Origin of the sequence: Variovorax boronicumulans NBRC 103145, assembly GCF_001591345.1 — a bacterium.
In the GTDB taxonomy this organism is placed as follows: domain Bacteria; phylum Pseudomonadota; class Gammaproteobacteria; order Burkholderiales; family Burkholderiaceae_C; genus Variovorax; species Variovorax boronicumulans.
In genome coordinates this window covers 1-26,297 of the sequence record NZ_BCUS01000061.1, presented here as the reverse complement: position 1 = coordinate 26,297, position 26,297 = coordinate 1, and the positions used below count along the sequence as shown (strand labels likewise).

Below are 26,297 nucleotides of genomic sequence, written 5' to 3'. Positions count from 1 at the left end.
GGCGCTTCATCCGTTCACACGGTCTCCACCATGGCTGATTCAGGATGCGCCTGCGCCAAGGGTTCAAGCCATTGTGCGCCTGCGCGCGTCAACGTGCCAACACGGCCTTTAGAGCTACGCCAGTGTGCGTACCCAATCGCACCACCTCCTCCGGCGGCGCCGCCGCGACGATGCGTCCGCCGGCGTTGCCGCCCTCGGGTCCGAGGTCGAGAATCCAGTCGGCTTCGGCGATCAAATCGAGGTCGTGTTCGATCACCACCACGCTGTGGCCGCCGTTCACCAGCCGGTGCAGCACGTGGATCAGCTTCTCGACGTCGGCCATGTGCAGGCCCACGGTCGGCTCGTCGAGCACGTACAGCGTGTGCGGCGCCTTCTGGCCGCGGCGCGTGATGTCGTCGCGCACCTTGCTCAGCTCGGTCACCAGCTTGATGCGCTGCGCCTCGCCGCCCGACAGCGTGGGCGACGGCTGCCCCAGTGTGAGGTAGCCCAGGCCCACGTCCTTCAGCAGCTGCAGCGGATGCGCGATGTTGGGCATGCTGGCGAAGAACTCCACCGCCTCGTCGACCTCCATCTTCAGCACGTCGCCGATGCTCTTGCCGCGCCAGCTCACGGCCAGCGTCTCGGGGTTGAAGCGCGCGCCGTGGCACACCTCGCAGGGCACCTTCACGTCGGGCAGGAAGCTCATCTCGATGGTGCGCACGCCCGCGCCTTCGCAGCCCGGGCAGCGGCCTTCGCCGGTGTTGAAGCTGAAGCGCGCCGGGCCGTAGCCGCGCGCCTTGGCTTCGAGGGTGTCGGCAAAGAGCTTGCGGATGGTGTCCCAGAAACCGATGTAAGTGGCGGGGCAGCTGCGCGGTGTCTTGCCGATGGGCGTCTGGTCGACCTCGAGCACGCGGTCGATGACCTCGTAGCCGTCGACGCCGCGGCAGCCGACCCAGGCCGGGCGCTTACCCGCGGCATCGGCGTCGCGGCCGGCCTTGGTCATGCGCTGCACCACGATGCCCTGCACGCTGGCCAGCAGCACGTCGCGCGCGAGCGTCGACTTGCCCGAACCGCTCACGCCCGTGACCACCACGAGGCGGTGCAGCGGCAGCGTGGCGGTCACGTCCTGCAGGTTGTGCAGGTCGGCGCCGTGCACGGTCAGCCAGTTGCCGCTGTCCTCGGCCTTCGGGTCGGGCGAGGGAATGAGGCGGCGCGCCTGCAGCGGATGCTTGATGGCGTCGCGCAGGTAGCGGCCGGTCTGCGAATCGCCGGCCTTCTGGATGTCGGCCACCGTGCCCTCGGCCACGAGGCGGCCGCCGCGCTTGCCGGCGCTGGGGCCGATGTCGATGATGTGGTCGGCGCGGCGGATGGTGTCTTCGTCGTGCTCCACCACCACCAGCGTGTTGCCCTTCTCGCCGAGCTTGTGCAGCGCGTTCAGCAGGATCTGGTTGTCGCGCGCATGCAGGCCGATGGTCGGCTCGTCGAGCACGTAGCACACGCCCTGCAGGTTGCTGCCCAGCTGCGCCGCCAGGCGGATGCGCTGCGCCTCGCCGCCCGAGAGCGTGGGCGCGCCACGGTCGAGCGTGAGGTAGCCCAGGCCCACTTCTTCGAGGAATTCGAGGCGGCTCTTGATCTCGGGCACGAGGTCGCGGGCGATCTCGGCTTCGCGGCCGTTGAGCACCAGCCCTTCGAACCACTGGCGCACCTCGGTGACGCTCATGCGCGCCAGCTGCGTGATGCCGATGCCGCCCGAGCCGTCGGCCGCGGTGCCGAAGCCCACGGCGCGCGCGGTCGCGTTCAGGCGCGTGCCTTCGCAGGTCGGGCACGCCACGTCGGCGAGGTCTTCGACCTCGGGCTCGGCGAAGGTCTGTTCGCGGCCCTTGTTGTCGTCGTCGCGGATCGAATCGTCGAAGACCTTGCGCTGGTCCTTGCTGAGCTTCACGCCCGTGCCCACGCAGTCGGGACACCAGCCGTGCTTGCTGTTGTAGCTGAACAGGCGCGGATCGAGCTCGGCGTAGCTGGTGCTGCACACCGGACAGGCGCGCAGCGTGGAGAACACCTGCACGCGGCCGATGCCCACGGCCGACACGCCGGCCATCATGGCGGCGCGCAGGCCGTCGAGCTCGCTCAGCACATGCACCACGCCCTTGCCATGCTCGAGCGCCCTGGTGAGCGCCGCGCGCAGCTCGTTCTCCTGCGAGGGCAGCACGTCGAGGCTGGCCACGGGCAGCTCGATGCTGTGTTCCTTGAAGCGGTCGATGCGCGGGAAGCCCGTGGTCGGCAAAAAGTCGCCGTCCACGCGCAGGTGCGTGAAGCCGCGCGGGCGCGCCCAGTCGGCCAGCTCGGTGTACACGCCCTTGCGGTTGCTCACCAGCGGCGCGAGCAGGCCGATGTGCTGGCCCTTGAAGTTGCGCATCAGCTGCGCGGCGATGCTGTCGGGCGTCTGCGGCTGCACGGCCGCGCCGTCGTGCACGCAGTGCTGGATGCCCAGCTTCACGTACAGCAGGCGCAGGAAGTGCCACACCTCGGTGGTGGTGCCCACCGTGCTCTTGCGGCCGCCGCGCGACAGGCGCTGCTCGATGGCCACCGTGGGCGGAATGCCGTACACCGCGTCCACCTCGGGCCGGCCCGCCGGCTGCACGATGCTGCGCGCATAGGCGTTGAGCGATTCGAGGTAGCGGCGCTGGCCTTCGTTAAACAGGATGTCGAAGGCCAGCGTCGACTTGCCCGAGCCGCTCACGCCCGTCACCACGCTGAACTTGCCGCGCGGAATGTCGACGCTGAGGTTCTTCAGGTTGTGCTCGCGCGCATTGACGATCTCGATGGCGTTGCCGCCGGGCGCGGTCTTCGCATTGGCGATGTAGCGCCGCGCGGCGCGCTCGGCCACCTTGTAGGCGCCCGGACCGACGGCGAGTTCGTAGTCGGCCAGCGCCGCGCCAGTGAGCGAGGCGCGGTTCTCGCGCAGCTGCTCGGGCGTGCCCTCGGCCACCACCTGGCCGCCGGCGTCGCCGCCTTCGGGGCCGAGGTCGATGAGCCAGTCGCTGGCGCGGATCACGTCCAGGTTGTGCTCGATGACGATGAGCGAATGGCCCGCGTCGAGCAGCTTGCGCAGCGCGCGCATGAGCCGCGCGATGTCGTCGAAGTGCAGGCCGGTGGTCGGCTCGTCGAACAGGAACAGCGTGCCCTTGCGCGCCACCATCTGGCGGCTCGCGGTCGCGCTCTTGGCCGCCTCGGCCAGGAAGCCCGCGAGCTTCAGGCGCTGCGCCTCGCCGCCCGAGAGCGTGGGCACGGGCTGGCCGAGCTTCACGTAGTCCAGACCCACGTCGACGATGGGCTGCAGCACGCGCAGCACGTCGCGGTCCGTGTCGAACAGCGCCGCGGCCTCGGCCACGGTGAGCTCCAGGATGTCGGCCACGTTGTAGCCCTTGCCCTTGCGCTCGATCTTCACTTCGAGGATCTCGGGCCGGTAGCGCTTGCCGTCGCAGTCGGGGCAGCGCAGGTACACGTCCGACAGGAACTGCATCTCGACGTGCTCGAAGCCCGAGCCGCCGCAGGTCGGGCAGCGCCCGTCGCCGGAGTTGAAGCTGAACTTGCTCGCGGTGTAGCCGCGCTGGCGCGACAGCGCCGCGGTGGCGAAGATTTCGCGGATGGCGTCCCACGCGCCCACGTAGCTCGCGGGGTTGGAGCGCGCGGTCTTGCCGATGGGCGACTGGTCGACGAACACCACGTCGCCCAGGTGATCGGCGCCGAGCATGCGGTCGTGCGCGCCCGGCGTCTCGGTGGCCTTGCCGAAGTGGCGCATGAGCGCGGGCGCCAGCACGTCCTGGATGAGCGTCGACTTGCCCGAGCCGCTCACGCCGGTCACGCACACGAGGCGCGCGAGCGGAAAGTCGACCGTGATGTTCTTCAGGTTGTGCTCGCGCACGCCTTCGAGGATGAGCCGGTGCGTGTTCTCGCTCACGAGCCGCTTGAAGCCCATGCCGATCTTCTTGCGCCCGCCCAGGTACTGGCCGGTGAGCGTGTCGGCGTCGCGCAGCTGGTCGGTGCCGCCATCGAACACGATCTGCCCGCCGCGCGCGCCGGGGCCGGGGCCCATGTCGATCACGCGGTCGGCGGCGAGCATCACGGCCGGGTCGTGCTCGACCACCACCAGCGTGTTGCCGGCATCGCGCAGGCGCAGCATGGCCTCGGTGATGCGGTTCATGTCGCGCGGGTGCAGGCCGATGCTGGGCTCGTCGAGCACGAACAGCGTGTTCACCAGCGAGGTGCCCAGCGCCGTCGTGAGGTTGATGCGCTGCACCTCGCCGCCGCTGAGCGTGCGGCTCTGGCGGTCGAGCGTGAGGTAGCCGATGCCCACGTCGTGCAGGTAGCGCAGGCGCGTGGTGATCTCTTCGAACAGCAGCTTCAGCGCCTGCGCCTCGCCTTCGCTGGCGGGGCTGCCGTTGCCGTGGTGTTCCACGCGGTCGAAGAACTTGCGCAGCCGCTCGATGGGCAACAGCATCAGGTCGTGCAGGCACAGGCCGGGCAGCGCCTCGAGCTGCGCGCGGCTCCACTTCGCACCGGTGGGCAGGAAGCGCTTTTCAGGCGGCAGCACCGCGTCGGCGTCGTCCTTGCTGCCGATGCGCCACAGCAGCGGGTCGAGCTTCAGGCGCGCGCCGCTGCACACGGGGCACGGCGTGTAGCTGCGGTACTTCGACAAGAGCACGCGGATGTGCATCTTGTAGGCCTTGCTCTCCAGGTAGCCGAAGAAGCGGCGCACGCCGTACCACTGCTTGTTCCAGTTGCCGTCCTTGTAGTTGGGCGTGCCCTCGATCACCCAGTGCTTCTGCTCCTCGGTGAGCTTGTTCCACGGCGTGTCGCGTGGAATGCCGGCGGCCTCGGCGTGGCGCATGAGGTCGTCCTGCGCCTCTTTCCACGCGGGCGTCTGGATCGTCTTGATCGCACCGGCGCGCAGCGTGAGCTTGTCGTTCGGGATCACGAGCCCCAGGTCGACGCCGATCACGCGGCCGAAGCCGCGGCAGGTGTCGCAGGCGCCCACCGCCGAGTTGAACGAGAACATCGACGGGATGGGGTCGGTGTAGCGGATGTCGCTTTCGGGGCAATGCAGGCCGGTCGAAAACTTCCACACGTCGGTGGGTGCGTTTTCCTCGGCACCGGTCGCATGCACGGTCACGCGCCCGCTGCCGCGCTTGAGTGCGACTTCGATGGCTTCGACCACACGCGCGCGCTCCGCGCTCGAGATGCGGAAGCGGTCGGCCACCACGTCGAGCACCTTGCGCGGGCCGGTGGGCGTGGCCACCTCGCGCTCGGCCTGCACGCGCGTGAAGCCGCTGGCCGACAGCCACTGCGTCACTTCGTCCGCCGTGGTGCCGGCCGGCAGCTCGACCGGGAAGGTGATGACGATGCGCGGGTCGCCCGCGGCCGCCGCGCGCTCGGCGATCTGCGCATAGATGCTGTCGGGCGAGTCGTGGCGCACCGGCAGCGCGGTCTCGCGGTCGAACAACTGGGCCGCGCGCGCGTAGAGCAGCTTCAGGTGGTCGTTCAGCTCGGTCATCGTGCCGACCGTGGAGCGCGAGGAGCGCACCGGGTTGGTCTGGTCGATGGCGATGGCGGGCGGCACGCCCTCCACCTTGTCGACGGCGGGCTTGTCCATGCGGTCCAGGAACTGGCGCGCGTAGGCGGAAAAGGTCTCCACGTAGCGGCGCTGGCCTTCGGCGTAGAGGGTGTCGAACACGAGGCTCGACTTGCCCGAGCCGCTGGGCCCGGTGACCACGGTCATCTCGCCGGTGCGGATGTCGAGGTCGAGGTTCTGGAGGTTGTGCTGGCGCGCGCCGCGAATCCGGATGGAGCCCTGTGTCATGAGTGCCTTGGGGGGTGGGGCAAACATTCTAGGGAGTGCTTCGTGACGCTTCGGCGCACGCCGGCGCATGGGCGGCGCCCGCGCAGGGGTTTGTCTGGATGCGTCCCAAGACACTTTATGAAACAAATGCGACATTTGTTTTCACAATTGTTCAGCGAGTCTCCCGAAGGCTCCGAAAGGCTTTCATGACGAAGAAGAAAGTGGCAGGTTCACGGCACGCGCTCGGCGTGGCCGCCCTGCTGGCGCTGTGCGCGATGGGCGCCTCGGCCCAGATCGTGATCGGCCAGACAGCGGGCATGACCGGCTCGGTGGCCGCCAGCGTGAACGAGACCATCGGCGGCGCGCAACTGGTGATCGACGCGGCCAATGCCCAGGGCGGCATCCACGGCGAGAAGATCGAGGTCATCCGCATGGACGACGCCTTCGACGTCAAGCGCGCCGGCGATAACGCGCGCGTGCTGATCGAGGACAAGAAGGTGCTGGCGCTCTTCATGAGCCGCGGCACGCCGCACTCGCAGGCCATCATCCCGTACCTGGACAAGAACGAGGTGGCGCTCATCGGCCCCTCGACCGGCGCGATGGTGCTGCACAAGCCGCTGCAAAAGCATGTGTTCAACGTGCGCGCCACCTACCAGCGCGAGGCCGAGAAGGCGGTGCAGCACCTGCTGACCATCGGCCTGACGCGCATCGCCGTGGTTCACGTGACCGACTCGTTCGGTGCCGACGCGCTGCAGGGCGCGATGAACGGCTTCACCAAGGGCAAGGCTCAGCCGATCGCGACCGTGCCGGCGGACCGCGAGAAGCCCGACTACAAGACCATCGTGCCCGCCATCATGAAGGCCGATGCGCAGGCGGTGGTGTGGATCGGCTCGGGCGTGGCGGTGGTCGACGGCATCAAGGCGCTGCGCGCCGCGGGCTCGGCGGCGCAGGTGGTCACGCTGTCGAACAACGCCTCGTCGGGCTTCATCAAGCAGCTGGGCGACGCCAGCCGCGGCGTGATCGTGACGCAGGTGTTCCCCAGCGAACGCTCGATGGGCCAGCCGATGGTGAAGGAGGCGCTGACGCTCGCCCGCGCCAAGGGCCAGGGCGAGCTGTCACCGGCTGCGCTCGAAGGCTTCGCCTCGGCCAAGGTGCTGGTGGAGGCATTGCGCCGCGCGGGCCCCAAGCCCACGCGCGCCAAGGTGCTGGCGGCGCTCGAAAGCCTCAAGGGCTACGACCTGGGCGGTGGGCTCGAGGTGAGCTACTCGCCGCAGGACCACAGCGGCATCGACTTCGCGGACCTCGCGATCATCAGCGAAGGCCGCTTCAAGCGCTGACGCGCGCCCCGTTGCGTTACTTCGCGGCGGAAGCCGCGGCAGCCGGTGCCGATGCGCCAGGCGCCGGCGTGGCCGCCGGTGCGGGGGCGTGCGTCGTGTCGCCGCCGTGCTTCTCGCCGGACATGTCGATCTTGTCGCCGCCCATCGAAATCACATACAGGGCAATGGCGGCGAAGATGACGAAGCCGACAACGATTTTCCACATGGGTACTGTCTCCTGAGAAGGTGAAACGGGGGATGAAGAGGGTTCAAGAAAAAGGCCTCATGCCGCGGGGCATGAAGCCTCTTTGTTGAACGGAGGGCAGCCGCCGCGCGGCCCCCTCCAGATGCCGCCGAGGATCAGTCGTTGGCGTAGATGTCCACGTCCTTGGTCTCGCGGATGAACAGCGTGCCGATCACCAGCGTGATGCCCGCGATGATGATCGGGTACCACAGGCCGTTGTACATGTTGCCGGTCGAGGCCACGATGGCGAAGGCGGTGGTCGGCAGCAGGCCGCCGAACCAGCCGTTGCCGATGTGGTACGGCAGGCTCATCGAGGTGTAGCGGATGCGCGTGGGGAACATCTCGACCAGCATCGCGGCGATCGGGCCGTAGACCATGGTCACCAGCAGCACCAGCCAGAACAGCAGCACGATGGTCAGCACCTTGTTGATCTTGGCGGGGTCGGCCTTGGACGGGTAGCCCGCGACCTTCAGGTCTTCGGCCACGCCCTTCTTGAAGGCGGCGATGGCCTTGACGCTGGTCTCGTCGAACTTGGAGTTCGCGACCACGCCGGTGGGCGCCTCGACGGTCTTGTCGCCGATCTTCACGACGGCCGCGGAGCCGGGCGCGCCGGCCACGTTCTCGTAGCTCACCGAGTTCTGCACGAGGTAGCGCTTGGCGATGTCGCACGAGCTCTTGAAGTCGATCTCGCGGGCCACCGGGTTGCCCTGGAACGAGCAGGTCTTCGGGTCGGCCGTCACGGTGACGCCGGCCGTGGCTTGTGCGCGGGCCAGGTCGGGGTTGGCGGCTTCGGTCAGCATCTTGAAGACCGGGAAGTAGGTGACCACGGCCAAGAGGCAGCCGGCCATGATGATCGGCTTGCGGCCGATCTTGTCGGACAGCGTGCCGAACACCACGAAGAAGGGCGTACCCAGCAGCAGCGCGGCGGCGATCATCAGGTTGGCCGTGGTCGCATCGACCTTGAGCTGCTGCGTCAGGAAGAACAGCGCATAGAACTGGCCCGAGTACCAGACCACGGCCTGGCCGGCCGTGAGGCCGATCAGCGCCAGGATCACGATCTTCAGGTTCTTCCACTGACCGAACGATTCGGCCAGCGGCGCCTTCGAGGTCTTGCCCTCGGCCTTCATCTTCTGGAAGGCCGGCGACTCCGACAGCGTCAGGCGGATCCACACCGAGATGGCCAGCAGCAGGATGGAGACCAGGAACGGAATGCGCCAGCCCCACTCGCCGAATGCCTGCTCACCGAGCCAGGTGCGCACGCCCAGGATCACGATCAGGCTCAGGAACAGGCCGAGCGTGGCCGTGGTCTGGATCCACGAGGTGTAGGCACCGCGCTTGCCGTGCGGCGAGTGCTCGGCCACGTAGGTGGCGGCACCGCCGTACTCGCCGCCGAGCGCCAGGCCCTGCAGCATGCGCAGCGCGATCAGGATCACCGGCGCCGCGACGCCGATGGTCGCGTAGCTGGGCAAGAGGCCGACGATGAAGGTCGACAGGCCCATGATCAGGATGGTCACCAGGAAGGTGTACTTGCGACCGATCATGTCGCCCAGGCGGCCGAACACGATGGCGCCGAACGGACGCACCAGGAAGCCGGCGGCGAACGCCAGCAGCGCGAAGATGAAGGCCGCGCCCGCATCCAGGCCGCTGAAGAACTGCTTCGCGATGATCGCGGCGAGCGAACCGTACAGATAGAAGTCGTACCACTCGAACACGGTGCCGAGCGAGGAGGCGAAGATGACCTTCTTCTCCTCCGCGGACATGGGCCGGGGGGCCGGATGCGGCACTCCCCTTGAATCTAGCGTGGCTGCCATCGTCGTCTCCTGGTGTGTATGTATGCGTCCATCGGTTCCCGGCATTCGGGACCGTGGGGCATTCTTGGAGGCGCGACTGACCCGAGGCTTTCGCGAAACTGAACGGGCGCTTACGGTTTAGGGTGAAACCCGCGCTGCTCGTTTCAGCTTGTAAGAAACAAGGACCCTGCGCGGGTTTGTCCTCAGTCCTTGCTGCGAAGCAGCAAAAAAGCCTCAGCTCTTGCGCAGCAACGAGGGCCGCTGGTCGGCGCCGGTCCATTGCGGACCGTCGAACCAGGCGTCGCCCTGCAGGTAGGCGCGCAGCATCGCCAGGCCGTCGAAGCCCCAGAACAGGCGCCCGTCGACCACGTAGCAGGGCACGCCGAACACGCCCTGCGCCACGGCCTCGTCGGTGTTGCGCTTGAGCAGGGCCTTGTTCTCGTCGCCGTTCACGTCGCGCTTGGGTTGCAGCTGCGCCGTGAGCGCGGCCAGCCGCGTGGCATCGCCCGCCTCTTCGCCGCCGCGCCACACATGGCGAAAGAGGGTCTCGGCTGCGAGGCGGTTGATGCTGCCGTCGTCGCCCGTGGCCACGGCCAGGCGCAGGTGCGGCAGCGGGTTGTAGGGGTGCGAGGCCGGCATCTCGATGGGGATGCCGTGCGCCTGGCCCAGCCACAGCACGTGGCGGTAGGTCCAGCTGCGCTTGGACGGAATCTCGGCCGGCCCGAGCTGGCCGTGGTGCTTGAGCAGCGCGCCCAGCAGCACCGGCTTGTAGGCCACGCTCACGCTCAGGCCTTCGAGCGCCTCGGGCAGGTGCTCGAACGCCAGGTGCGCGTAGGGCGAGATGAAATCGAGATAGAAGTCGATGTGCTTCATGCGTCGTGGTCTCCTGTGGTGGGTTCGGGCACGCGCCAGATGCCGGCCTGGGCCCGCAGTTCGATCGCGCGCCACACCTGGCGGCGGCTGTCGTCTTCCATCTTGCTCCAGCCGGCGATCTCGGGAATGGTGCGCAGGCACCCTTCGCAGAAGCCGCTCAGGCGGTCCATGCGGCACACCGACGAGCACGGCGAGGGCACCTCGCCGTCCATGCGCTGCACGGTGCCTGCGCGCTCGGCGAGCGCATGCGCTTCGTCGAAGTTCACACCACGTCGGCCACCGGCGCGCCGGTGAGCTTCTCGAGATCGGTCGGGTGCAGCTGGAACACCGCGTGCGGGTGGCCCGCGGCGGCCCAGATTTCCTCGAAGCGGAACAGCTCGCGGTCGATCAGCACCACCGGCTTGGTCACATGGCCCACCGGCGACACGCCGCCGATGGTGAAGCCGGTGCGCGCCTTCACGAAGTCGGCGTCGGCGCGGCCGGTCTTGCCGACGATGGCATCGACCTTCTTCTCGTCGACGCGCTTGTCGCCCGAGGTGATGACCAGCACCGCCGCCTCGTCGCTCTTGCGCCGGAAGATGATGCTCTTGGCGATCTGACCGACCGAGATGCCCAGCGCGTCGGCGGCCTGCTGCGCGGTGCGGCAGGCGTCGTCGAGCATGCGGGGTGCATGGGGATGGCCGGCGTCCTGCAGCACGCGGGAGACGCGCTGGACACCTTCAGGGAGGGAATGGAGTTCGGAGCCGCACATGGCAAGTTCTTCGAGGTTCGTGGGGGCGTTCGCCCTGCGTTGCAAGGCCCCGAGCATACGGAAAAGCCCCGCGCACCGACGCCACCGCCCGCATCCGCCCCTCCACCCGGGCGCACCAATGCGGAGAGCGCCGGCGCACGACGCCCGTGCGCGGCGCGCCGGCGCCGGTCCGCTTTCGGTGCGCCACCGGCCGATGAGGCCCGCCGCACGGGCTTTTGAGCGCGGCACGCTTATTGCTGAACACGGTGGCGACCCACCGGCTTCTGCGGCGGGTTCGCAGTGCCTCCGCTAACGACGGCGGGGTTCAAGCGCACCGATGGCCGCCCGCCGCCGGTTCGTCTGCTCCAACCCATTTCGCATCCGTTCCGTCGCGGGGGCCCCAACGACGCTGTCTGTTCGACAGCGGCTGCGGGGGCGCCTTCCAGGGCCGGTTGCGTGCAGGACCCCCAATGAAGATCGCAGTCATCGGCCACGGCATGGTCGGCCACAAGTTCCTCGAGCAACTCCACACGCTCGGCATTCCCGACGCACAGGTCACCGTGCTGTGCGAAGAGCCACGCCCGGCCTACGACCGGGTGCACCTGTCCGAATACTTCTCCGGCAAGACGGCCGACGACCTGTCGCTGGTCGAGCCCGGCTTCTTCGAGCGCAGCGGCTTCACGCTGCGCCTGGCCGCGCGGGCCGTGGCCGTCGAGCGGCGCAACAACACCGTGACCACGGCCGACGGCGAGGTCATCGCCTACGACAAGCTGGTGCTGGCCACCGGCTCCAACCCCTTCGTGCCGGCCGTGCCGGGCCGCGACCGGCCGAACTGCTTTGTCTACCGCACCATCGAGGACCTGGATGCCATGAAGGCCTGCGGCGCCAGGTCGCGCAGCGGCGTGGTGGTGGGCGGCGGCCTGCTGGGCCTGGAATGCGCCAAGGCGCTGCGCGACATGGGCCTGGAAACGCACGTCGTCGAGTTCGCACCGCGCCTGATGGCGGTGCAGGTCGACGAAGGCGGTGGCCGTGCATTGCGCGGCAGCATCGAGGCGCTGGGCCTGCACGTGCACACCGGCCGCAACACGGTGGAGATCACCGACGGCGCGAGCGCACGGCACCGCATGGTGTTCGCCGACGGCACGCACCTGGAGACCGACATGATCGTGTTCTCCGCCGGCATCCGCCCGCGCGACGAACTGGCGCGCCAGAGCCTGCTGGCCGTGGGCCCGCGCGGCGGCGTGGCGATCGACAGCCACTGCCGCACCAGCGACCGCAACGTCTACGCCATCGGCGAATGCGCGTCGTGGAACGAACAGACCTTCGGCCTCGTCGCGCCGGGCTACGACATGGCCCGCGTGGCCGCGCGCCACATCGCCGGCCAGGACGACGCCGCCTTCACCGGCGCCGACCTGAGCACCAAGCTCAAGCTGATGGGCGTCGACGTGGCCAGCATCGGCGACGCGCACGGCAAGACGCCGAAGTCGCGCGCCTACCAGTACATCGACGAGCGCAAGCAGGTCTACAAGAAGATCGTGGTCAGCGAAGACGGCAAGCAGCTGCTGGGCGCGGTGCTGGTCGGCGACGCCGGCGAGTACGGCACGCTGCTGCAGCTGGCGCTCAACGGCATCGCGCTGCCCGACGAACCCGAGTTTTTGATCCTGCCGTCGAGCGACGGCAAGGCGAAACCGGGCCTGGGCGTCGAGGCCCTTCCCGACACCGCACAGATCTGCTCGTGCAACAGCGTCACCAAGGGCCAGATCTGCGAAGCCGTGGGCCAGGGCGTGTGCACGCCCGCCGAGATGAAGGCCTGCACCCAGGCCGGCGCCACCTGCGGCGGCTGCGTGCCGCTGGTCACGCAGGTCATGAAGATGGAAATGGCCAAGCGCGGCATGGCCGTGAACAACCACCTGTGCGAGCACTTCCCCTACTCGCGCCAGGAGCTGTACCACCTCATCCGCGTGGGCGAGATCCGCAGCTTCGCCGACCTGCTCGCGAAGCATGGAAAGGGCCTGGGCTGCGACATCTGCAAGCCGACCGCCGCGAGCATCTTCGCCTCGTGCTGGAACGAGTTCGTGCTCAAGAAAGACCTGGCCGGCCTGCAGGACAGCAACGACTACTTCCTGGGCAACATCCAGAAGGACGGCACCTACTCCGTGGTGCCGCGCATGCCCGGTGGCGAGGTCACGCCCGAGGGGCTGATCGCCGTGGGCCAGGTCGCGAAGAAGTACGGCCTGTACACCAAGATCACCGGCGGGGCACGCGTGGACATGTTCGGTGCGCGCGTCGAGCAGCTGCCGTCCATCTGGGAAGAACTCATCGCCGCCGGCTTCGAGTCGGGCCATGCCTACGGCAAGTCGCTGCGCACGGTGAAGAGCTGCGTGGGCTCGACCTGGTGCCGCTACGGCGTGGACGACAGCGTCGGCCTGGCCGTGGAACTGGAGAACCGCTACAAGGGCCTGCGCGCGCCGCACAAGATCAAGTTCGGCGTGTCGGGCTGCACCCGCGAATGCGCCGAGGCGCAGGGCAAGGACGTCGGCATCATCGCCACCGACAAGGGCTGGAACCTCTATGTGTGCGGCAACGGCGGCATGAAGCCGCGCCATGCCGAGCTGCTGGCGAGCGACCTGAGCAAGGCCGACCTCATCCGCATGATCGACCGCTTCCTGATGTTCTACGTGCGCACGGCCGACCGCCTGCAGCGCACCAGCACCTGGCGCGAGAACCTCGAGGGCGGCCTCGACTACCTCAAGGGCGTGCTGCTGCAGGACACGCTGGGCCTGGGCGCCGAGCTCGAGGCGCAGATGCAGCACGTGGTCGACACCTACCAGTGCGAATGGAAGACCGCGGTGAACGACCCCGCCACGCGCCAGCGCTTCCGCTCCTTCGTGAACAGCGAGAAGCCCGACGAGCACATCGTCTTCGTGCAGGAGCGCGGCCAGAACCGCCCCGCACGCCCCGAGGAACGCCGCGAGACCAGCGCCGCCTGAGCGACCGACAACGAAGGAAACCCCATGACCACCGACACCCTGAACTGGACCGCCGTGTGCGCCGCCGGCGACATCCTCCCCGACACCGGCGTGTGCGCGCTGGTCGACGGCGTGCATGTCGCGATCTTTCGCGTCGGCCAGGAGCCCTCGCTCTTCGCCATCGACAACGTCGACCCGAAGGCCGGCGCCAGCGTGCTCTCGCGCGGGCTGGTCGGCAGCCTGGGCGAGCGCATCGTCGTGGCCTCGCCGCTCTACAAGAACCACTTCGACCTGCGCAGCGGCGAATGCCTGGAGGCGCCCGAGCACTCGGTGCGCGCGCATGCGGTGCGCGTCGAGGACGGCCGCGTGCTCGTCGCGCTGGCCTGACGCCGCCCTCTTCCGATTTTTTCAGCTTCTCTCCAAGGACCCCGAATGGCCTACCTCGCCCCTGCCGAATTCGTGACCAAGATGGTCGACGCCGGTGAATCCAAGCTGCTGATGTCCACGCGCGACACGCTGATCCGCTCGTACATGGCCGGCGCCATCCTCGCGCTGGCCGCCGCCTTCGCCGTGAGCATCACCGTGAACACCGGCAATGCGCTGGTGGGCGCGATGCTGTTCCCGGTCGGCTTCATCATGCTGTACCTGCTGGGCTTCGACCTGCTCACCGGCGTGTTCACGCTGGCACCGCTGGCCGTGCTCGACAAGCGCCCCGGCGCCACCTGGGGCGGCGTGATGCGCAACTGGAGCCTGGTGTTCGTGGGCAACTTCGCGGGCGCGCTCACGGTGGCGGTGTTCATGGCGATCATCTTCACCTTCGGCTTCAGCGAAGCGCCCAACGCCATCGGCGAAAAGCTCGGCCACATCGGCGAAGGCCGCACCGTCGGCTATGCGGCGCACGGCGCGGCCGGCATGCTCACGCTGTTCATTCGCGGCGTGATGTGCAACTGGATGGTCTCGACCGGCGTGGTCGCGGCCATGATGTCGACCACCGTGTCGGGCAAGGCCATCGGCATGTGGATGCCCGTGATGGTCTTCTTCTACATGGGCTTCGAGCACTCCATCGTCAACATGTTCCTGTTCCCCGCCGGCCTGATGCTGGGCGGCAAGTTCACCTTCATGGACTACCTGATCTGGAACGAACTGCCCACGGTGATCGGCAACCTCGTCGGCGGCCTGACCTTCGTGGGCCTCACGCTGTACGCCACGCACTACAAGACGGCGGCCAAGCGCGTCGCCGGCTGAGCCACCGCATCGTTCGCATGCCCGCGCCGCCGCGCAAGCAGCTGCGCGTGACGCTCGGCCAGCATTCGCTGGCGGGGCTTCACGCGCCGGTCAACCAGGACTTCCACGGCGCCATGCTGCCCGAGGGCGCGCTGCTTCTTTCCAAGGGCATCGCCGTGGCGCTGGCCGACGGCATCGGCTCCAGCCGCGTGAGCCAGGTGGCGAGCGCGGCGGCCGTGCGCGGCTTTCTCGACGACTACTACGCGACCTCCGACACCTGGTCGGTGCAGCGTTCCGCGCAGCGCGTGCTGGGCGCCACCAACGCCTGGCTGCATGCGCAGACGATGCGCAGCGACGCGCGCTTCGACAAGGACAGCGGCTACGTCTGCACCTTCAGCGCGCTGATCCTCAAGGGCCGCGACGCGCACCTGCTGCACGTGGGCGACGCACGCATCCACCGGCTGCACACCGGCGCGCTCGAACAGCTCACCGAGGACCACCGCGTGCGCGTGTCGTCGGTCGAGTCGTACCTCGGGCGCGCGCTGGGCGCGGGCGCCCATGTGGAGATCGACCACCGCTGCTGGGAGGCCGAGGTGGGCGAGGTCTACCTGCTGGCCACCGACGGCGCCTACACGCACCTGGACGTCGCCGCCGTGCACGAGGCGCTGGCGCGGCATGCCGACGACTTCGACGAAGCAGCGCGCTGGCTCGCGGAAGCCGCGCGCACCCGGGGCAGCACCGACGACATCACGGTGCAGCTGCTGCGCATCGACGAACTGCCCGACGCCGCCGCGCCGCCCGCGCAGCTGCAGCGCGAGGGCCTGGCGATGCCGCCGGCGCTGGCGCCGCGGGCCCGCTTCGAGGGCTTCAGCCTCGTGCGCGAACTGCACATGAGCGCGCGCAGCCACGTCTACCTGGCCACCGACGACGCCACCGGCCAGCCCGCCGTGCTGAAGCTGCCGTCGGTCGACCTGCGCGACGCCCCCGGCTACCTCGACCGCTTCGTGCTCGAGGAATGGGTGGCGCGGCGCATCGACAGCCCGCACGTGCTCAAGGCCAGCGCCGTGGAGCGCCCGCGCGCGCACCTGTACGTGGCCATGGAGTACGTGGACGGCCACACGCTCGCGCAGTGGATGGTCGACCACCCCCGGCCCGACCTGGACAGCGTGCGCGGCATCGTCGAGCAGCTCGCGCGCGGGCTGCAGGCGCTGCACGGCAAGGAGATGCTGCACCAGGACCTGCGGCCCGAGAACGTGATGATCGACCGCACCGGCACCGTGAAGATCATCGACCTGGCCGCGACGCATGTGGCCGGTCTGGCCGACGGCAGCGGCGAGGCCCGCGCCCTGGCCATCGAAGGCACGCTGCAGTACACCGCGCCCGAGTACTTCACCGGCCACGGCGGCAGCGCGCGCTCCGACCTGTTCTCGCTGGCCGCGATCGTCTACCAGATGCTGTGCGGCCAGCTGCCCTACGGCCTGCAGGTGTCGCGCATCCGCACGCAAGCCGATGTGGGGCGCCTGCGCTATGTGCCCGTGCGCCACCTGCGGCCCGAGCTGCCCGCGTGGGTCGATGCCGTGCTGCAGAAGGCGCTGCACCCGCAGGCCGCGAAGCGGCAGCAGGCGGTGTCGGAGTTCGCGCACGACCTGCGCGCGCCGGGCCCGGAGTTCTGGAGCGCGCGGATGCCGCCGCTGATCGAGCGCCGCCCGGTGCTCTTCTGGCAGTGCACCACAGTGCTGCTGGCCGCGGCGGTGGTGGTGCTGCTCGGGCTGCGCGCCTTCGGGCGCTGAGAAGAAAAAAACTCAGCCCGCGCGCTTGGTGCGGATCGCCTTCGAGGCGCGCGAGTTCGGCTCGCGGCCCAGCGCTTCGCTGATGTACACGCCCGCGTCAATCAGCTTGTCCAGGTCGATGCCGGTGGCGATGCCCATGCCGTGCAGCATGTAGACCACGTCTTCGGTCGCGACGTTGCCCGTCGCGCCCTTGGCGTAGGGGCAGCCGCCCAGGCCGGCCGAGGACGACTGGAAGTTCCACACACCCAGCTCGAGCGCCGCCAGCGTGTTGACCAGCGCCTGCCCGTAGGTGTCGTGGAAGTGGCCGGAGATGGCGTCGACATCGAAGTGCGCCAGCGTAGCCTCCATCGCCGCCTGCACCTTGCGCGGCGTGCCCACGCCAATGGTGTCGGCCACGTCCACGCGCTGCACGCCGATGCCCTTCATCAGTTGCGCGAGGTAGCCGACCTTGGCCGGCGCGATCTCGCCTTCGTAGGGGCAGCCCACGGTGCACGACATGGCGCCGCGCACGGCGATGCCCTTGGCGCGCGCCGCCTCGACCACGGGCGCGAAGCGCTCGATGCTCTCGGCGATCGAGCAGTTGATGTTCTTCTGGCTGAAGGCCTCGCTCGCGGCGCCGAACACCACGATCTCGTCGGGCCACTCGTCGCGCGGCGCGGCAATGGCGGCCTCGAAGCCCTTCATGTTGGGCGTGAGCACCGAGTAGAGAACGCCCGGCTTGCGCACGATGCCGTGCATCACTTCGGCGTTGTCGGCCATCTGCGGCACCCACTTGGGCGAGACGAAGCTGGTGACCTCGATCTCTTTCAGGCCGGCATCCTGCAGGCGGTGCACGAGGCCGATCTTGACCTCGGCGGAGACGGGTTGCTTTTCGTTCTGGAGGCCGTCGCGCGGACCGACGTCGACGAGCTTGACCTGGGCGGGGAGTTTCATGGGATGTCTCTGGTGTCGCTGTCGCGGGAGGGGGATGAAAAACCGGCTTCGATTGTCTGACACATGGGCTTGCGCTGCTTGGTACACAAGTCGCGGAAGGTAGCAATGCGCGCCTGTGGGGTTGCAAATGGTGCCAACCGGTCGGCCCCGCCGGGAAACAGCCGCTAGACGGTCTCGCGCTGCGCGAAACCGTCGGGCAGATCGCTCGCGGCGTCGGCCTCGCTCACATCGACCGCCTCCACGCGCGCACCCGCCGGCCCCTGGCGCGCCCAGTGCACCAGCGCCTCGACCGCATCGGCCTCGCCGGCCACGAGCGCTTCGACCTTGCCGTCGCGCCGGTTGCGCACCCAGCCGCGCACGCCGAGCCGCTGCGCGGCCTGCACCATCGACCAGCGATAGCCCACGCCCTGCACGAGGCCGTGGACGACGAGGTGGCGGGTGATGGTGGCGTCTTGGTTCATGGGCAGTGGTCAGTACGACTTCGGCAGCCCCAATGCTTTTTCGGCGATGAAGTTCAGGATCATCTGCGGGCTCACCGGCGCGATGCGCGGGATGTAGCTCTCGCGCAGCAGGCGCTCGACATGGTATTCCTTCGCGTAACCCATGCCACCCAGTGTGAGCACGGCGTTCTGGCAGGCGTCGTGCGCCGCCTCGGCCGCGAGGTACTTGGCGGCATTGGCTTCGATGCCGCAGGGCTCGCCCGCGTCGTACAGCGTGGCGGCCTTGAGCATCATCAGGTCGGCCGCCTCCAGGTTGGCCCAGGCGCGCGCGAGCGGATGCGCCACGCCCTGGTTCTGGCCGATGGGCCGGCCGAAGACCACGCGCTCCTGCGCGTACTGCGCCGCGATGCGCAGCGCCGCGCGGCCGATGCCGATGGCTTCGGCCGCGATCAAGATGCGCTCGGGGTTCAGGCCGTGCAGGATGTATTCGAAGCCGCGCCCTTCCTCGCCGATGCGGTCTTCTTCGGGCACTTCGAGGCCGTCGATGAAGAGCATGTTCGAGTCGACCGCCGCGCGGCCCAGCTTGTGGATCTCGCGCACCTCGACCTTGCTGCGGTCCAGCGCCGTGTAGAACAGCGTGAGGCCCTGCGTGGGCTTCTTCACCTGGTCCAGCGGCGTGGTGCGCGTGAGGATCAGCATGCGGTCGGCCACCTGCGCGGTCGAGATCCAGATCTTGCGGCCGTGCAGCAGGTAGCTGCCATTCGGCTGGCGCACCGCCTGCGTCTTGAGGCTCGTGGTGTCGAGCCCTGCGTCGGGCTCGGTCACGGCGAAGCAGGCTTTCTCGGTGCCCGCGATGAGCGGCGGCAAAAAGCGCTGGCGCTGCGCCTCGGTGCCGAACACCACCACCGGGTTGAGACCGAAGATGTTCATGTGCACCGACGACGCGCCCGACATGCCCGCGCCCGACGCGCTGATGGCGCGCATCATCAGCGCCGCCTCGGTGATGCCCAGCCCCGCGCCGCCCTGCGCCTCGGGCATGGCGATGCCGAGCCAGCCGCTGTCGGCGACGGCGCGGTGGAATTCGTGCGGGAACACGGCGCGGTCGTCGTGGTCGCGCCAGTAGTCGACGGGGAAGTCTTCGCACAGGCGCTCGATGGCCGCGACGAGCGAGCGCTGGTCTTCGTTCAGGGAGAAATTCATTCGCTGTTGTCTTTCAGGGGTTCCGGCTGCAGCGTGACGCCGCGCGCGAGCAGGCGGTCGATGGCGTCGTCCGCATAGCCCGCTTCGCGCAGCAGCTCCACGCTCTGCTCGCCGATGCGCGGCGCGGGCCGGCGGATGGCCGCGGGCGTGGCGCTATAGCGGCCGACGGGCGCGAGCGTGCGGATGCGGCCTTCGCTCGGGTGGTCGAACTCGGGGAAGAAATCGACGGCGCGCAGGTGCGGGTCGTCGAGCAGGCTCTCGGTGGTGTGCAGGCGCGCGACCGGGATGTCGGCGGCTTCGAGCAGCGCCATCCATTCGTCGCTGCCGCGCGTGGCCATCACCTCGGCCACGAACGCATAGACCGCGCCGATGTTCGCGGCGCGCGCCGTGTGCGTGCCGAACATCGGCGAGCTGCGCAGCTCGGGCCGGCCGATCACGTCGAAGAAGGCCTGCCAGTGCTTGTCGTTGTAGATGAGCACGCCGAGGTAACCATCGGCCGTGGCGTAGGGCTTGCGGTGCTCCGCGAGCAGGCGCGCGTAGCCGGTAGGCCCGAGCGGCGGCTCGAAGCTGTGGCCGCCGAGGTGGTCGCCCATGACGAACTGCGAGAGCGCCTCGAACATCGGCACTTCCACCGCCTGGCCTTTGCCGGTGCGCTGCGCACTGAGCACGGCCGCGAGCAGCGCGATGGCGGCCTGCAGGCCCACGGCGCGATCGGCCAGCGTGACGGGCGCGTAGCGCGGCGCACCGCCGCTTTGCTGCGCGAAGAGCGAGGCGACGCCGGCCGCGCCCTGGATCAGGTCGTCGTACGCGGGCTTGCCGGCATACGGGCCTTCTTCGCCGTAGCCGAAGGCGCCGAGGTAGACGATCTTCGGATTGACCGCGGCCACGGCGTCGTAGCCGAGCCCCAGCCGCGCCATCGCCTGCGGGCGCGTGTTGTAGATGAGCGCATCGCAGCCCGCCGCGAGCCGCAGGCAGGCCTCGCGGCCTTCCGGCTGCTTGAGGTCGAGCACGATGGAGCGCTTGTTGCGGTTCAGGTGCATCGCCATCGCGCCCATGCCCGCATGACGCATCGGGCCGACGGCACGCAGGTTGTCGCCCGACGGCGGCTCGACCTTGATGACGTCGGCGCCGAGGTCGCCGAGGGTCTGCGTGGCGTAGGGGCCCATCACCACGGCCGTGAGGTCGAGGATGCGGATGCCTTCGAGAGGGCCGAGAGAACCGGTCATGCTCATTCGGGTTGGATGCCCGCGGCCTGGATCAGCTTCTTCCACTTCGCCAGCTCGGACACGGTGAAGGCCCCGAGTTCTTCCGGCGTGCTGCCGAACGCATCGAAGCCCAGCTTCGTCACGCGCTCGCGAAAGGCGGCGCCGTTCGCCATCTCCGACAGCGCCTTGTTGAGCTTGAGCACGACATCGCGCGGCGTGCCGGCCGGCGCGAACACGCCGTTCCACGAGGTAATGTCGAAGCCTTTCAGCTCGGGTGTGTCGGCCAGCGGCGGCAGTTCGGGAAAGAGCTTGGTGCGCTCCTGTGTGGTGACCGCAATCGCGCGCATCTTGCCGGCCTTGACCGTGGCGAGCCCCGCGGCGAGGTCGACCACCATCATCGACACCTGTCCGCCGATGAGGTCGGCGATGGCCGGCGGCGTGCTCTTGTAGGGCACGTGCAGCATCGGGATGCCGCTCATGCGCGACAGCGTGGCGCCGCTCACGATGCCGGTGCTGTTGCCGCTGGCGTAGGTCAGCTTGCCCGGATGCGCGCGGCCCCAGGCCAGCAGCTCGGCCACGCTCTTCACGGGCAGGTCGTTGTTCACCACCAGCATGAACGGCAGGTTGCCCATGCGGCTGACGGGCGCGAAGTCTTTCACCGGGTCGTAGGGCAGCGACTTCATCAGGCTCGGGTTGGCCGAGTGCGTGGTGTTGGTCGTCATGAAGAGCGTGTAGCCGTCGGGCGGCGCCTTGGCCACCAGCTCGGCCGCGATCACGCCGCTGGCGCCGGCCCGGTTGTCGACGATCACCGAGGCCTTGAGCGCCTCGCCCAGCATCTGCGCGGTGATGCGCGCCACCGCGTCGGTGCCGCTGCCGGCCGCGAAAGGCACGATGAGCTTGATCGGCTGCTTCGGATAGCCGCCGTCCTGCGCGAAGGCCCAGGGCGCGGCGCCCACCAGGCCCGCCGCAGCGCCGATGGAAATGAAACGGCGGCGGCTTTCCACCGCGACTGTTTCTGTCGCGTTCTTCGTCTGCATGGTTGTGTCTCCGGGGGTTGTCGTTCAGGGCCGGATCACGCGCTCCGGCGATTCCTCGTACGGCGGGCTGTAGATCACCAGCACGCGCACCGGCTCGTCGCTCACCACCGTGAAGGTGTGCATCGCGTCGGCCGGAAAAAAGCAGCTGTCGCCAGGATGCAGCTCCTGCCGCTGGCCGCCCACCTCGGCGACCGCGCGGCCTTCGAGCATGTAGCAGACCTGTTCGATGCCCGGGTGCGCATGCGGCAGCGCGCCCTTGCCCTTCTGGATGTGGCCCACCAGCACCTCGAGCTGCTTCGCACCCACCGTCTCGGGACCGATCAGGCGCTTGTTCAGCGTGCCGGTGTGGTTGGCGGGGTGGTAGCCGGTGATCTCGTCCTCGCGGACGAAGTAGCGCGCAGCGGTTTCAGTCATCGGGGGTTCTCTGTCTTGGGTTCGATCGCCAGGCAGGCCGAGCGCAGCATCGCGGCGATGTCGTCGATGCGCGCTTCCATGCGGTAGCGCGGGCCGGCCACCGAGATCGCGTAGGCCTCGCCGCCGATGCGCAGCGGCCAGGCCAGGCCGATCAGGTCGGGAATGCTCTCGCCGAGGTTGCCGTACCAGCCGCGCGCGGCGCCGCGCTGCAGCTCGGCCTCGATGGCATCGGCGGTGGTGAGCGTGGCGTCGGTCAGCGGCGCGAGCGTCATGCCCTCGAGCAGCTTGCGGCGCGCTTCGGGCGCGAGCGTGGACAGCAGCGCGCGGCCCAGCGAGTTGGCGTACGCGGGGCGCGTTTCGCCCGACTCGGCCGTGTAGCGGATGCGCTGCGGCGCGCTCAGCACGTCGAGGTACACGACGTGCTCGGCATCGCGGAACTTGCCGAACACCACCGTTTCGCAGGCGGCGTCGCGCAGTTCCTCGAGCGTGGCCTTCACCCGGTCGAGCACCGGGTCGTGCGCGGCGATGACCTGCGCCATCGCCAGCAGCCGCCCCGTGGGGTAGTAGCCCTGGCGGCGGCCGGTCTCGTACATGTAGCCCTGCTCTTCGAGCGTGCGGATCAGGCCCAGGCAGCTGGACACCGGCATGTCGAGCAGCCGCGCCATCTCGGACAGGGCCAGCGGCTGCTTCTCCCGGGCGAAGAGCTCGACGATCTCGATCACGCGAAACGCTGTTTTCACAACCATGAAGAAATTTTCTCGTATGTGAAAAACAAAAGCGTCGGGGTTTTCCCCCGCCGGCCGCGTGTCAGCCGGACCGTCGTCGTCGGCGCAGGGGCGTCAGTAGCCGCGGACGGGATCGACGATGCCGGCGATCGGCAGGCCCTGCTCCATCGCGCGGATCTTCCCGGCGATCTGGGCGATGGACTCCTCGCGCAGCGTGCGCGCCGAGCCGTGCGGCGTGACGGTGATCTTCGGGTGGCGCCAGAAGGCGTGGTCGGCCGGCAGCGGCTCGACCTGGAACACGTCGAGCGTGGCGCCCGCGAGCTGGCCGGCGTCGAGCATCGGGATCAGGTCGTCTTCGACCAGGTGGCCGCCGCGCGCGATGCTGATGAGGTAGCCCTCGGGCTTGAGCTTGCCCAGCGTGGTGCGGTTCAGGATGCCGCGCGTGGCCTCGGTCAGCGGCAGCAGGTTGACCAGCACGCGCGTGGAGGCCAGGAACTCGTCGAACTGCGCCTCGCCGCTGAACACCTGCACGCCGTCAATGGCCTTGGCAGAGCGGCTCCAGCCGAGCACCGGAAATTCGAACTGCGCCACCGCCTTGGCCACGCGCTCGCCGAGCACGCCCAGGCCCATGATGCCGACCGGGAAGTCGCGCCGCAGCTTCGGCTTGCGGTAGCTCCACTTGCCCTCGCGCGCATCCGCTTCGTACACGTCGAACTCGCGGAAGTGGCGAATGAGCGTGTGGCACACGTACTCGGCCATCTGCACCGACATGCCCGCGTCGTCCAGGCGCACGATGCGCGTGTGCGCCGGCACCTTGAGCTTGAGCAGTGCATCGACGCCCGCGCCGATGTTGAACAGGCCGCGCAGGTCGGGCTGCTCGTCGAGGAACTGCTGGGGCGGCGCCCACACCACGCCGTGGTCGGCCTGCGGCGCGCCGGGCGTCCAGGCTTCGATGGTGGCTTCGGGGAGTTCGGCCTTCAGGCCATCGATCCAGGGATCGGGACGGTTGTCGGTGAGGTAGACGGAGATTCGCATGGGCGCCATCTTAGAAGGCACCGGCTTGTTGCGTCGCGCGCCATCTCCTATGCTCGACCGCATTCAGCCACCCAGGAGACACCTTCCATGATCAAAGTCAGCGTGATGTACCCCCACACCCCCGGCGCTCGGTTCGACCACGACTACTACCGCGACCAGCACATGCCGATGCTCAAGGCCCGCATGGGCGACGCCTGCCTCTCGTACACCATCGACAAGGGCCTGGGCGGCGGCGCACCGGGCTCGCCGCCCACGTATGTCGGCATGTGCCACGTGTTCGCCGAATCGGTCGAGTCCTTCCAGAAGGCCTTCGGCCCGCACGTGAAGGAGATCATGGGCGACGTGAAGAACTACACCGACATCGCGCCGGTGATGCAGATCAGCGAAGTGGTGGTGGGCTGACGGGCTCCTGCCCCAGGTCCGTCGGAACACGGGCCATCAACCCCACGCCCGGCAAGTAACCCCGGTCCGCTTCGTCGAGCCGCGTCGGGTCGACACTCCACGCATCGGCAAGCGCCGTGACGTCCTCTTCGCCGGGCATGACGCTGCGGCCACTCGGGCGGACCTGCCGGCCGGCGTCGCGCCGCGACATGCCTGAGGCGACCAGCGCGTCCTTGCGCGCCATCTCTTCCTCGAGCAGTTCCGAGAGCCGGTCGCGCGCGTCGACCGGCGACAGCCCGCTGAGCACGGCGAAGCCCAGCGCGGCTTCCTCGGCGCTCTGGGCACCCACGTTGGCATAGACCTCGCCGCTGCTGCCCGCATAGCTGAACTGCCGCCCGGGCTCGCCGCGGCGTGCGCGCGCCCAGGTGACGAAGTCGGCGACACGGTGGCTGCCAAAGAATTGCGCTTCGCCGAAGTGGTCCTTCAGGCGCGTGAAGATCACGTCGAAGGCCTGCCCGATGCCTTTGAGGCGGTCCTCCGGGTACACGGCGGGATACGGCAGGCCGTCCCCAACGAGCAACACCCAGCCGTCGACGGGCGGTGATGCGAACACCCAGGGGGCCTGTCCGCCAGACGTCCGACGGTAGGCCGCCGCGATGCCGGTGTGCCAGTTGGCCGGCCCTTCGGACGCCCACCCGAGGGCATCGAGCACTTGTGCGGGGTCCGAGGCGCGCACGGCAAACCAGCAGACCTTGTAGCCGAAGGGCTCCGGCAGGTCCGGGGTCGCGTCGAACTGCGGCGGAGGTGCCTCGACGGGCGGCGCGGGCGGGTTCCGTGGTGGGCGCTTCAAGGGCTTCGGCGGCGTCGGGGGCGCCGAGGCCCATGGGGCGGCGATCAACCGCGCCATGGGCTGGGCGGGTTTGACGTCGAAGGTGTAGCGCAGTGCAGGGGGCGCTGCGGGCGGTGGCGCCGGTTCAGGCGCAGCCGGCACAGAGGCAGGCACCGCCCCATCGTCCTGCGCCTTCCCCAGGCCCAGTCCCGCAAGAAACTTCCGAAATCGACCCACCATGCGGCCCCTCCTTCTTGTCGTGCGGCCACCCTGCGTCGGGTGCGGCCGGCGCGCAGTGTCTCACGCCGACTTGGCGCGGCGACGACGCCACAGCACCCGCACCAGCCACCCCACGGGCAGCACCACCAGCAGCAGCCACGGCAGGGCAGCGGCCACGAAGGTGATGAGCGCGCCCACGCTTTCGGCCAGCACGTCGCTGGCGTTGCGCAGCGCGTGCGCCATCGGGCTGTAGCCGTCGCTGCCGCTCACCAGCGCGCGCTTGGGCGTGAACTGGATCTGGATGTGCTGCTTGCTGGTCTGCTGCGCCAGCACCTTGCGCTGGGTGGCGATGGCGTCGAGCTCGGCCTGCGTGTCCGACAGCGTGCGCTGGATCGCCAGCAGGTCGGCCATGGTGCGCTTGGTGACGGTGTCGCGCAGCATGACGCGCAGGCTGTCGCGAAACTCGGTGCGGTTCTTGATGCGGGCCTCGACGTCGATCACCTCGGAGGTCTTGTCCTCGCTGGTGGTGGTGTGCGAGACCACGTTCGCCACGCCGGCCAGGCCGCCGAGCAGCTTGTCGACGTCGGCGGGCTCCACACGCATCTCGAGCAGGGCGTTGCCCGGCTGCTGCGGCGTCTCGCGCAGCAGCGAAGACGACAGCAGCTCGCACTTCAGCGTGCCGCACAGGTCGCGCACCTTGCCCCAGGCATCGGCCAGCTGTTCAGCCGGCACTTCGACATTCAGGTCCTGCCGCACGGCCAGGAAGCGCTGCAGCGCGGTCTCGCCACTGCCGCCCCGCGCCTCGTCGGACTGCGACGCGGCGATCTCGGCCTGCGGCGCGCTCGCCCGCTGTGCTTTCATGGCACCGCCATAGCCCATCGGCGGTACCGGCATGGGCGCGGAGGCCGGCGCGGCCGACTCGGCACTGCGCTGGCGGTCGCAGCCGGCCAGCGACAGGGCGGCCGCCAGGGCCAGCAGGACAGCGCCTGCGCGGTGGCGCACGGCGGCGCGGGGTGTCGACATGGAAAGGGTGCGGCGGATCATCAGGACTCCTCGAAAAGAATGACTACCACCGCTGATACGGGCCAGCCGCCCGAACGGGGTTAAGCCGCCGCAGCCATTCGC

The 26,297-nt window shown here is 69.0% G+C and carries 22 protein-coding genes; 6 read left to right on the top strand and 16 right to left on the bottom strand.

All coding sequences use genetic code 11. The features are described from left to right. Positions 1 to 88: 88 nt before the first annotated feature. A complete protein-coding gene (gene uvrA, locus VBO01S_RS18180; protein WP_062477360.1) occupies positions 89 to 5,839 on the bottom strand; it encodes an excinuclease ABC subunit UvrA in 5,751 nt (1,916 codons plus the stop codon). 185 nt (positions 5,840 to 6,024) lie between these two features. On the opposite strand from uvrA, the gene VBO01S_RS18175 reads away from it, so the two are divergent. After that, positions 6,025 to 7,155: an ABC transporter substrate-binding protein gene (locus VBO01S_RS18175; RefSeq protein ID WP_062477357.1), complete on the top strand. Its 1,131-nt coding sequence runs from the start codon at positions 6,025 to 6,027 to the stop codon at positions 7,153 to 7,155. Positions 7,156 to 7,171: 16 nt separating this feature from the next. Here the strand turns inward: VBO01S_RS18175 and VBO01S_RS18170 are convergent, their stop codons facing one another. From VBO01S_RS18170 to VBO01S_RS18150, 5 genes are all read right to left on the bottom strand, one after another. Continuing rightward, positions 7,172 to 7,360 (bottom strand): hypothetical protein, encoded by a 189-nt coding sequence (locus VBO01S_RS18170; protein WP_056577413.1) that lies wholly within the window; start codon positions 7,358 to 7,360, stop codon positions 7,172 to 7,174. Positions 7,361 to 7,494: 134 nt separating this feature from the next. After that, on the bottom strand, positions 7,495 to 9,189 hold the full coding sequence (locus VBO01S_RS18165) for an MFS transporter (protein WP_062477354.1): 1,695 nt from the start codon (positions 9,187 to 9,189) through the stop codon (positions 7,495 to 7,497). A 213-nt stretch (positions 9,190 to 9,402) separates the two neighbouring features. Continuing rightward, on the bottom strand, positions 9,403 to 10,041 hold the full coding sequence (locus VBO01S_RS18160) for a 2-hydroxychromene-2-carboxylate isomerase (protein WP_062477351.1): 639 nt from the start codon (positions 10,039 to 10,041) through the stop codon (positions 9,403 to 9,405). Then, positions 10,038 to 10,307: a DUF1289 domain-containing protein gene (locus VBO01S_RS18155; RefSeq protein ID WP_082818188.1), complete on the bottom strand. Its 270-nt coding sequence runs from the start codon at positions 10,305 to 10,307 to the stop codon at positions 10,038 to 10,040. Before VBO01S_RS18155 ends, VBO01S_RS18160 begins: the two co-directional genes overlap by 4 nt. After that, positions 10,304 to 10,792, bottom strand: coding sequence for a YbaK/EbsC family protein (locus VBO01S_RS18150; protein WP_062477348.1), 489 nt, complete (start codon positions 10,790 to 10,792; stop codon positions 10,304 to 10,306). The genes VBO01S_RS18155 and VBO01S_RS18150 overlap by 4 nt, the downstream gene beginning before the upstream one ends. Positions 10,793 to 11,241: 449 nt before the next feature. On the opposite strand from VBO01S_RS18150, the gene nirB reads away from it, so the two are divergent. The 4 genes from nirB to VBO01S_RS18130 are packed head-to-tail and all read left to right on the top strand — an operon-like array spanning position 11,242 to position 16,754. Beyond that, positions 11,242 to 13,761, top strand: coding sequence for a nitrite reductase large subunit NirB (nirB, locus tag VBO01S_RS18145; protein WP_062477345.1), 2,520 nt, complete (start codon positions 11,242 to 11,244; stop codon positions 13,759 to 13,761). 24 nt (positions 13,762 to 13,785) lie between these two features. Next, the gene (nirD, locus tag VBO01S_RS18140; RefSeq protein WP_062477342.1) at positions 13,786 to 14,127 is read left to right on the top strand and encodes a nitrite reductase small subunit NirD; all 342 of its coding nucleotides are present in this window, start codon (positions 13,786 to 13,788) and stop codon (positions 14,125 to 14,127) included. 45 nt (positions 14,128 to 14,172) lie between these two features. After that, positions 14,173 to 14,985 (top strand): formate/nitrite transporter family protein, encoded by an 813-nt coding sequence (locus VBO01S_RS18135; RefSeq protein WP_062477339.1) that lies wholly within the window; start codon positions 14,173 to 14,175, stop codon positions 14,983 to 14,985. A 17-nt stretch (positions 14,986 to 15,002) separates the two neighbouring features. After that, the gene (locus tag VBO01S_RS18130; RefSeq protein WP_062477336.1) at positions 15,003 to 16,754 is read left to right on the top strand and encodes a bifunctional protein-serine/threonine kinase/phosphatase; all 1,752 of its coding nucleotides are present in this window, start codon (positions 15,003 to 15,005) and stop codon (positions 16,752 to 16,754) included. Positions 16,755 to 16,766: 12 nt separating this feature from the next. Here VBO01S_RS18130 and VBO01S_RS18125 read toward each other — a convergent pair whose 3' ends face one another. The 8 genes from VBO01S_RS18125 to VBO01S_RS18090 all read right to left on the bottom strand — a co-directional run bounded on the left by VBO01S_RS18125 (position 16,767) and on the right by VBO01S_RS18090 (position 23,743). Further along, positions 16,767 to 17,687: a hydroxymethylglutaryl-CoA lyase gene (locus VBO01S_RS18125; protein WP_062477334.1), complete on the bottom strand. Its 921-nt coding sequence runs from the start codon at positions 17,685 to 17,687 to the stop codon at positions 16,767 to 16,769. Positions 17,688 to 17,851: 164 nt separating this feature from the next. Next, positions 17,852 to 18,148, bottom strand: a complete 297-nt coding sequence (locus tag VBO01S_RS18120) for an acylphosphatase (RefSeq protein WP_062477332.1) — start codon at positions 18,146 to 18,148, stop codon at positions 17,852 to 17,854. A 9-nt stretch (positions 18,149 to 18,157) separates the two neighbouring features. Then, positions 18,158 to 19,327 (bottom strand): acyl-CoA dehydrogenase family protein, encoded by a 1,170-nt coding sequence (locus VBO01S_RS18115; protein ID WP_062477329.1) that lies wholly within the window; start codon positions 19,325 to 19,327, stop codon positions 18,158 to 18,160. After that, the gene (locus tag VBO01S_RS18110; RefSeq protein WP_370681283.1) at positions 19,324 to 20,553 is read right to left on the bottom strand and encodes a CaiB/BaiF CoA transferase family protein; all 1,230 of its coding nucleotides are present in this window, start codon (positions 20,551 to 20,553) and stop codon (positions 19,324 to 19,326) included. The genes VBO01S_RS18115 and VBO01S_RS18110 overlap by 4 nt, the downstream gene beginning before the upstream one ends. A 2-nt stretch (positions 20,554 to 20,555) precedes the next feature. Continuing rightward, positions 20,556 to 21,569 carry a Bug family tripartite tricarboxylate transporter substrate binding protein gene (locus VBO01S_RS18105; protein WP_062477323.1) on the bottom strand — a complete coding sequence of 338 codons (1,014 nt, stop codon included), beginning with the start codon at positions 21,567 to 21,569 and terminating at the stop codon, positions 20,556 to 20,558. A gap of 24 nt (positions 21,570 to 21,593) precedes the next feature. Then, a complete protein-coding gene (locus tag VBO01S_RS18100; RefSeq protein WP_062477320.1) occupies positions 21,594 to 21,983 on the bottom strand; it encodes a cupin domain-containing protein in 390 nt (129 codons plus the stop codon). Further along, entirely contained in the window at positions 21,980 to 22,729 is a 750-nt protein-coding gene (locus VBO01S_RS18095) for an IclR family transcriptional regulator (RefSeq protein WP_062477316.1), read from the bottom strand. The genes VBO01S_RS18100 and VBO01S_RS18095 overlap by 4 nt, the downstream gene beginning before the upstream one ends. A gap of 93 nt (positions 22,730 to 22,822) precedes the next feature. Further along, the gene (locus VBO01S_RS18090; RefSeq protein WP_062477390.1) at positions 22,823 to 23,743 is read right to left on the bottom strand and encodes a 2-hydroxyacid dehydrogenase; all 921 of its coding nucleotides are present in this window, start codon (positions 23,741 to 23,743) and stop codon (positions 22,823 to 22,825) included. A gap of 87 nt (positions 23,744 to 23,830) precedes the next feature. Here VBO01S_RS18090 and VBO01S_RS18085 point away from each other — a divergent pair, with 87 nt between their 5' ends. Next, positions 23,831 to 24,145: an EthD family reductase gene (locus tag VBO01S_RS18085; protein WP_062477314.1), complete on the top strand. Its 315-nt coding sequence runs from the start codon at positions 23,831 to 23,833 to the stop codon at positions 24,143 to 24,145. On the opposite strand, the gene VBO01S_RS18080 is transcribed toward VBO01S_RS18085, so the two are convergent. Beyond that, positions 24,123 to 25,031 carry a hypothetical protein gene (locus tag VBO01S_RS18080; protein WP_157627385.1) on the bottom strand — a complete coding sequence of 303 codons (909 nt, stop codon included), beginning with the start codon at positions 25,029 to 25,031 and terminating at the stop codon, positions 24,123 to 24,125. The two genes, VBO01S_RS18085 and VBO01S_RS18080, sit on opposite strands and share 23 nt — an antisense overlap. A 222-nt stretch (positions 25,032 to 25,253) precedes the next feature. Beyond that, positions 25,254 to 26,195, bottom strand: a complete 942-nt coding sequence (locus VBO01S_RS18075) for a DUF4349 domain-containing protein (protein WP_062477388.1) — start codon at positions 26,193 to 26,195, stop codon at positions 25,254 to 25,256. Between the last annotated feature and the right edge of the window lie 102 nt (positions 26,196 to 26,297).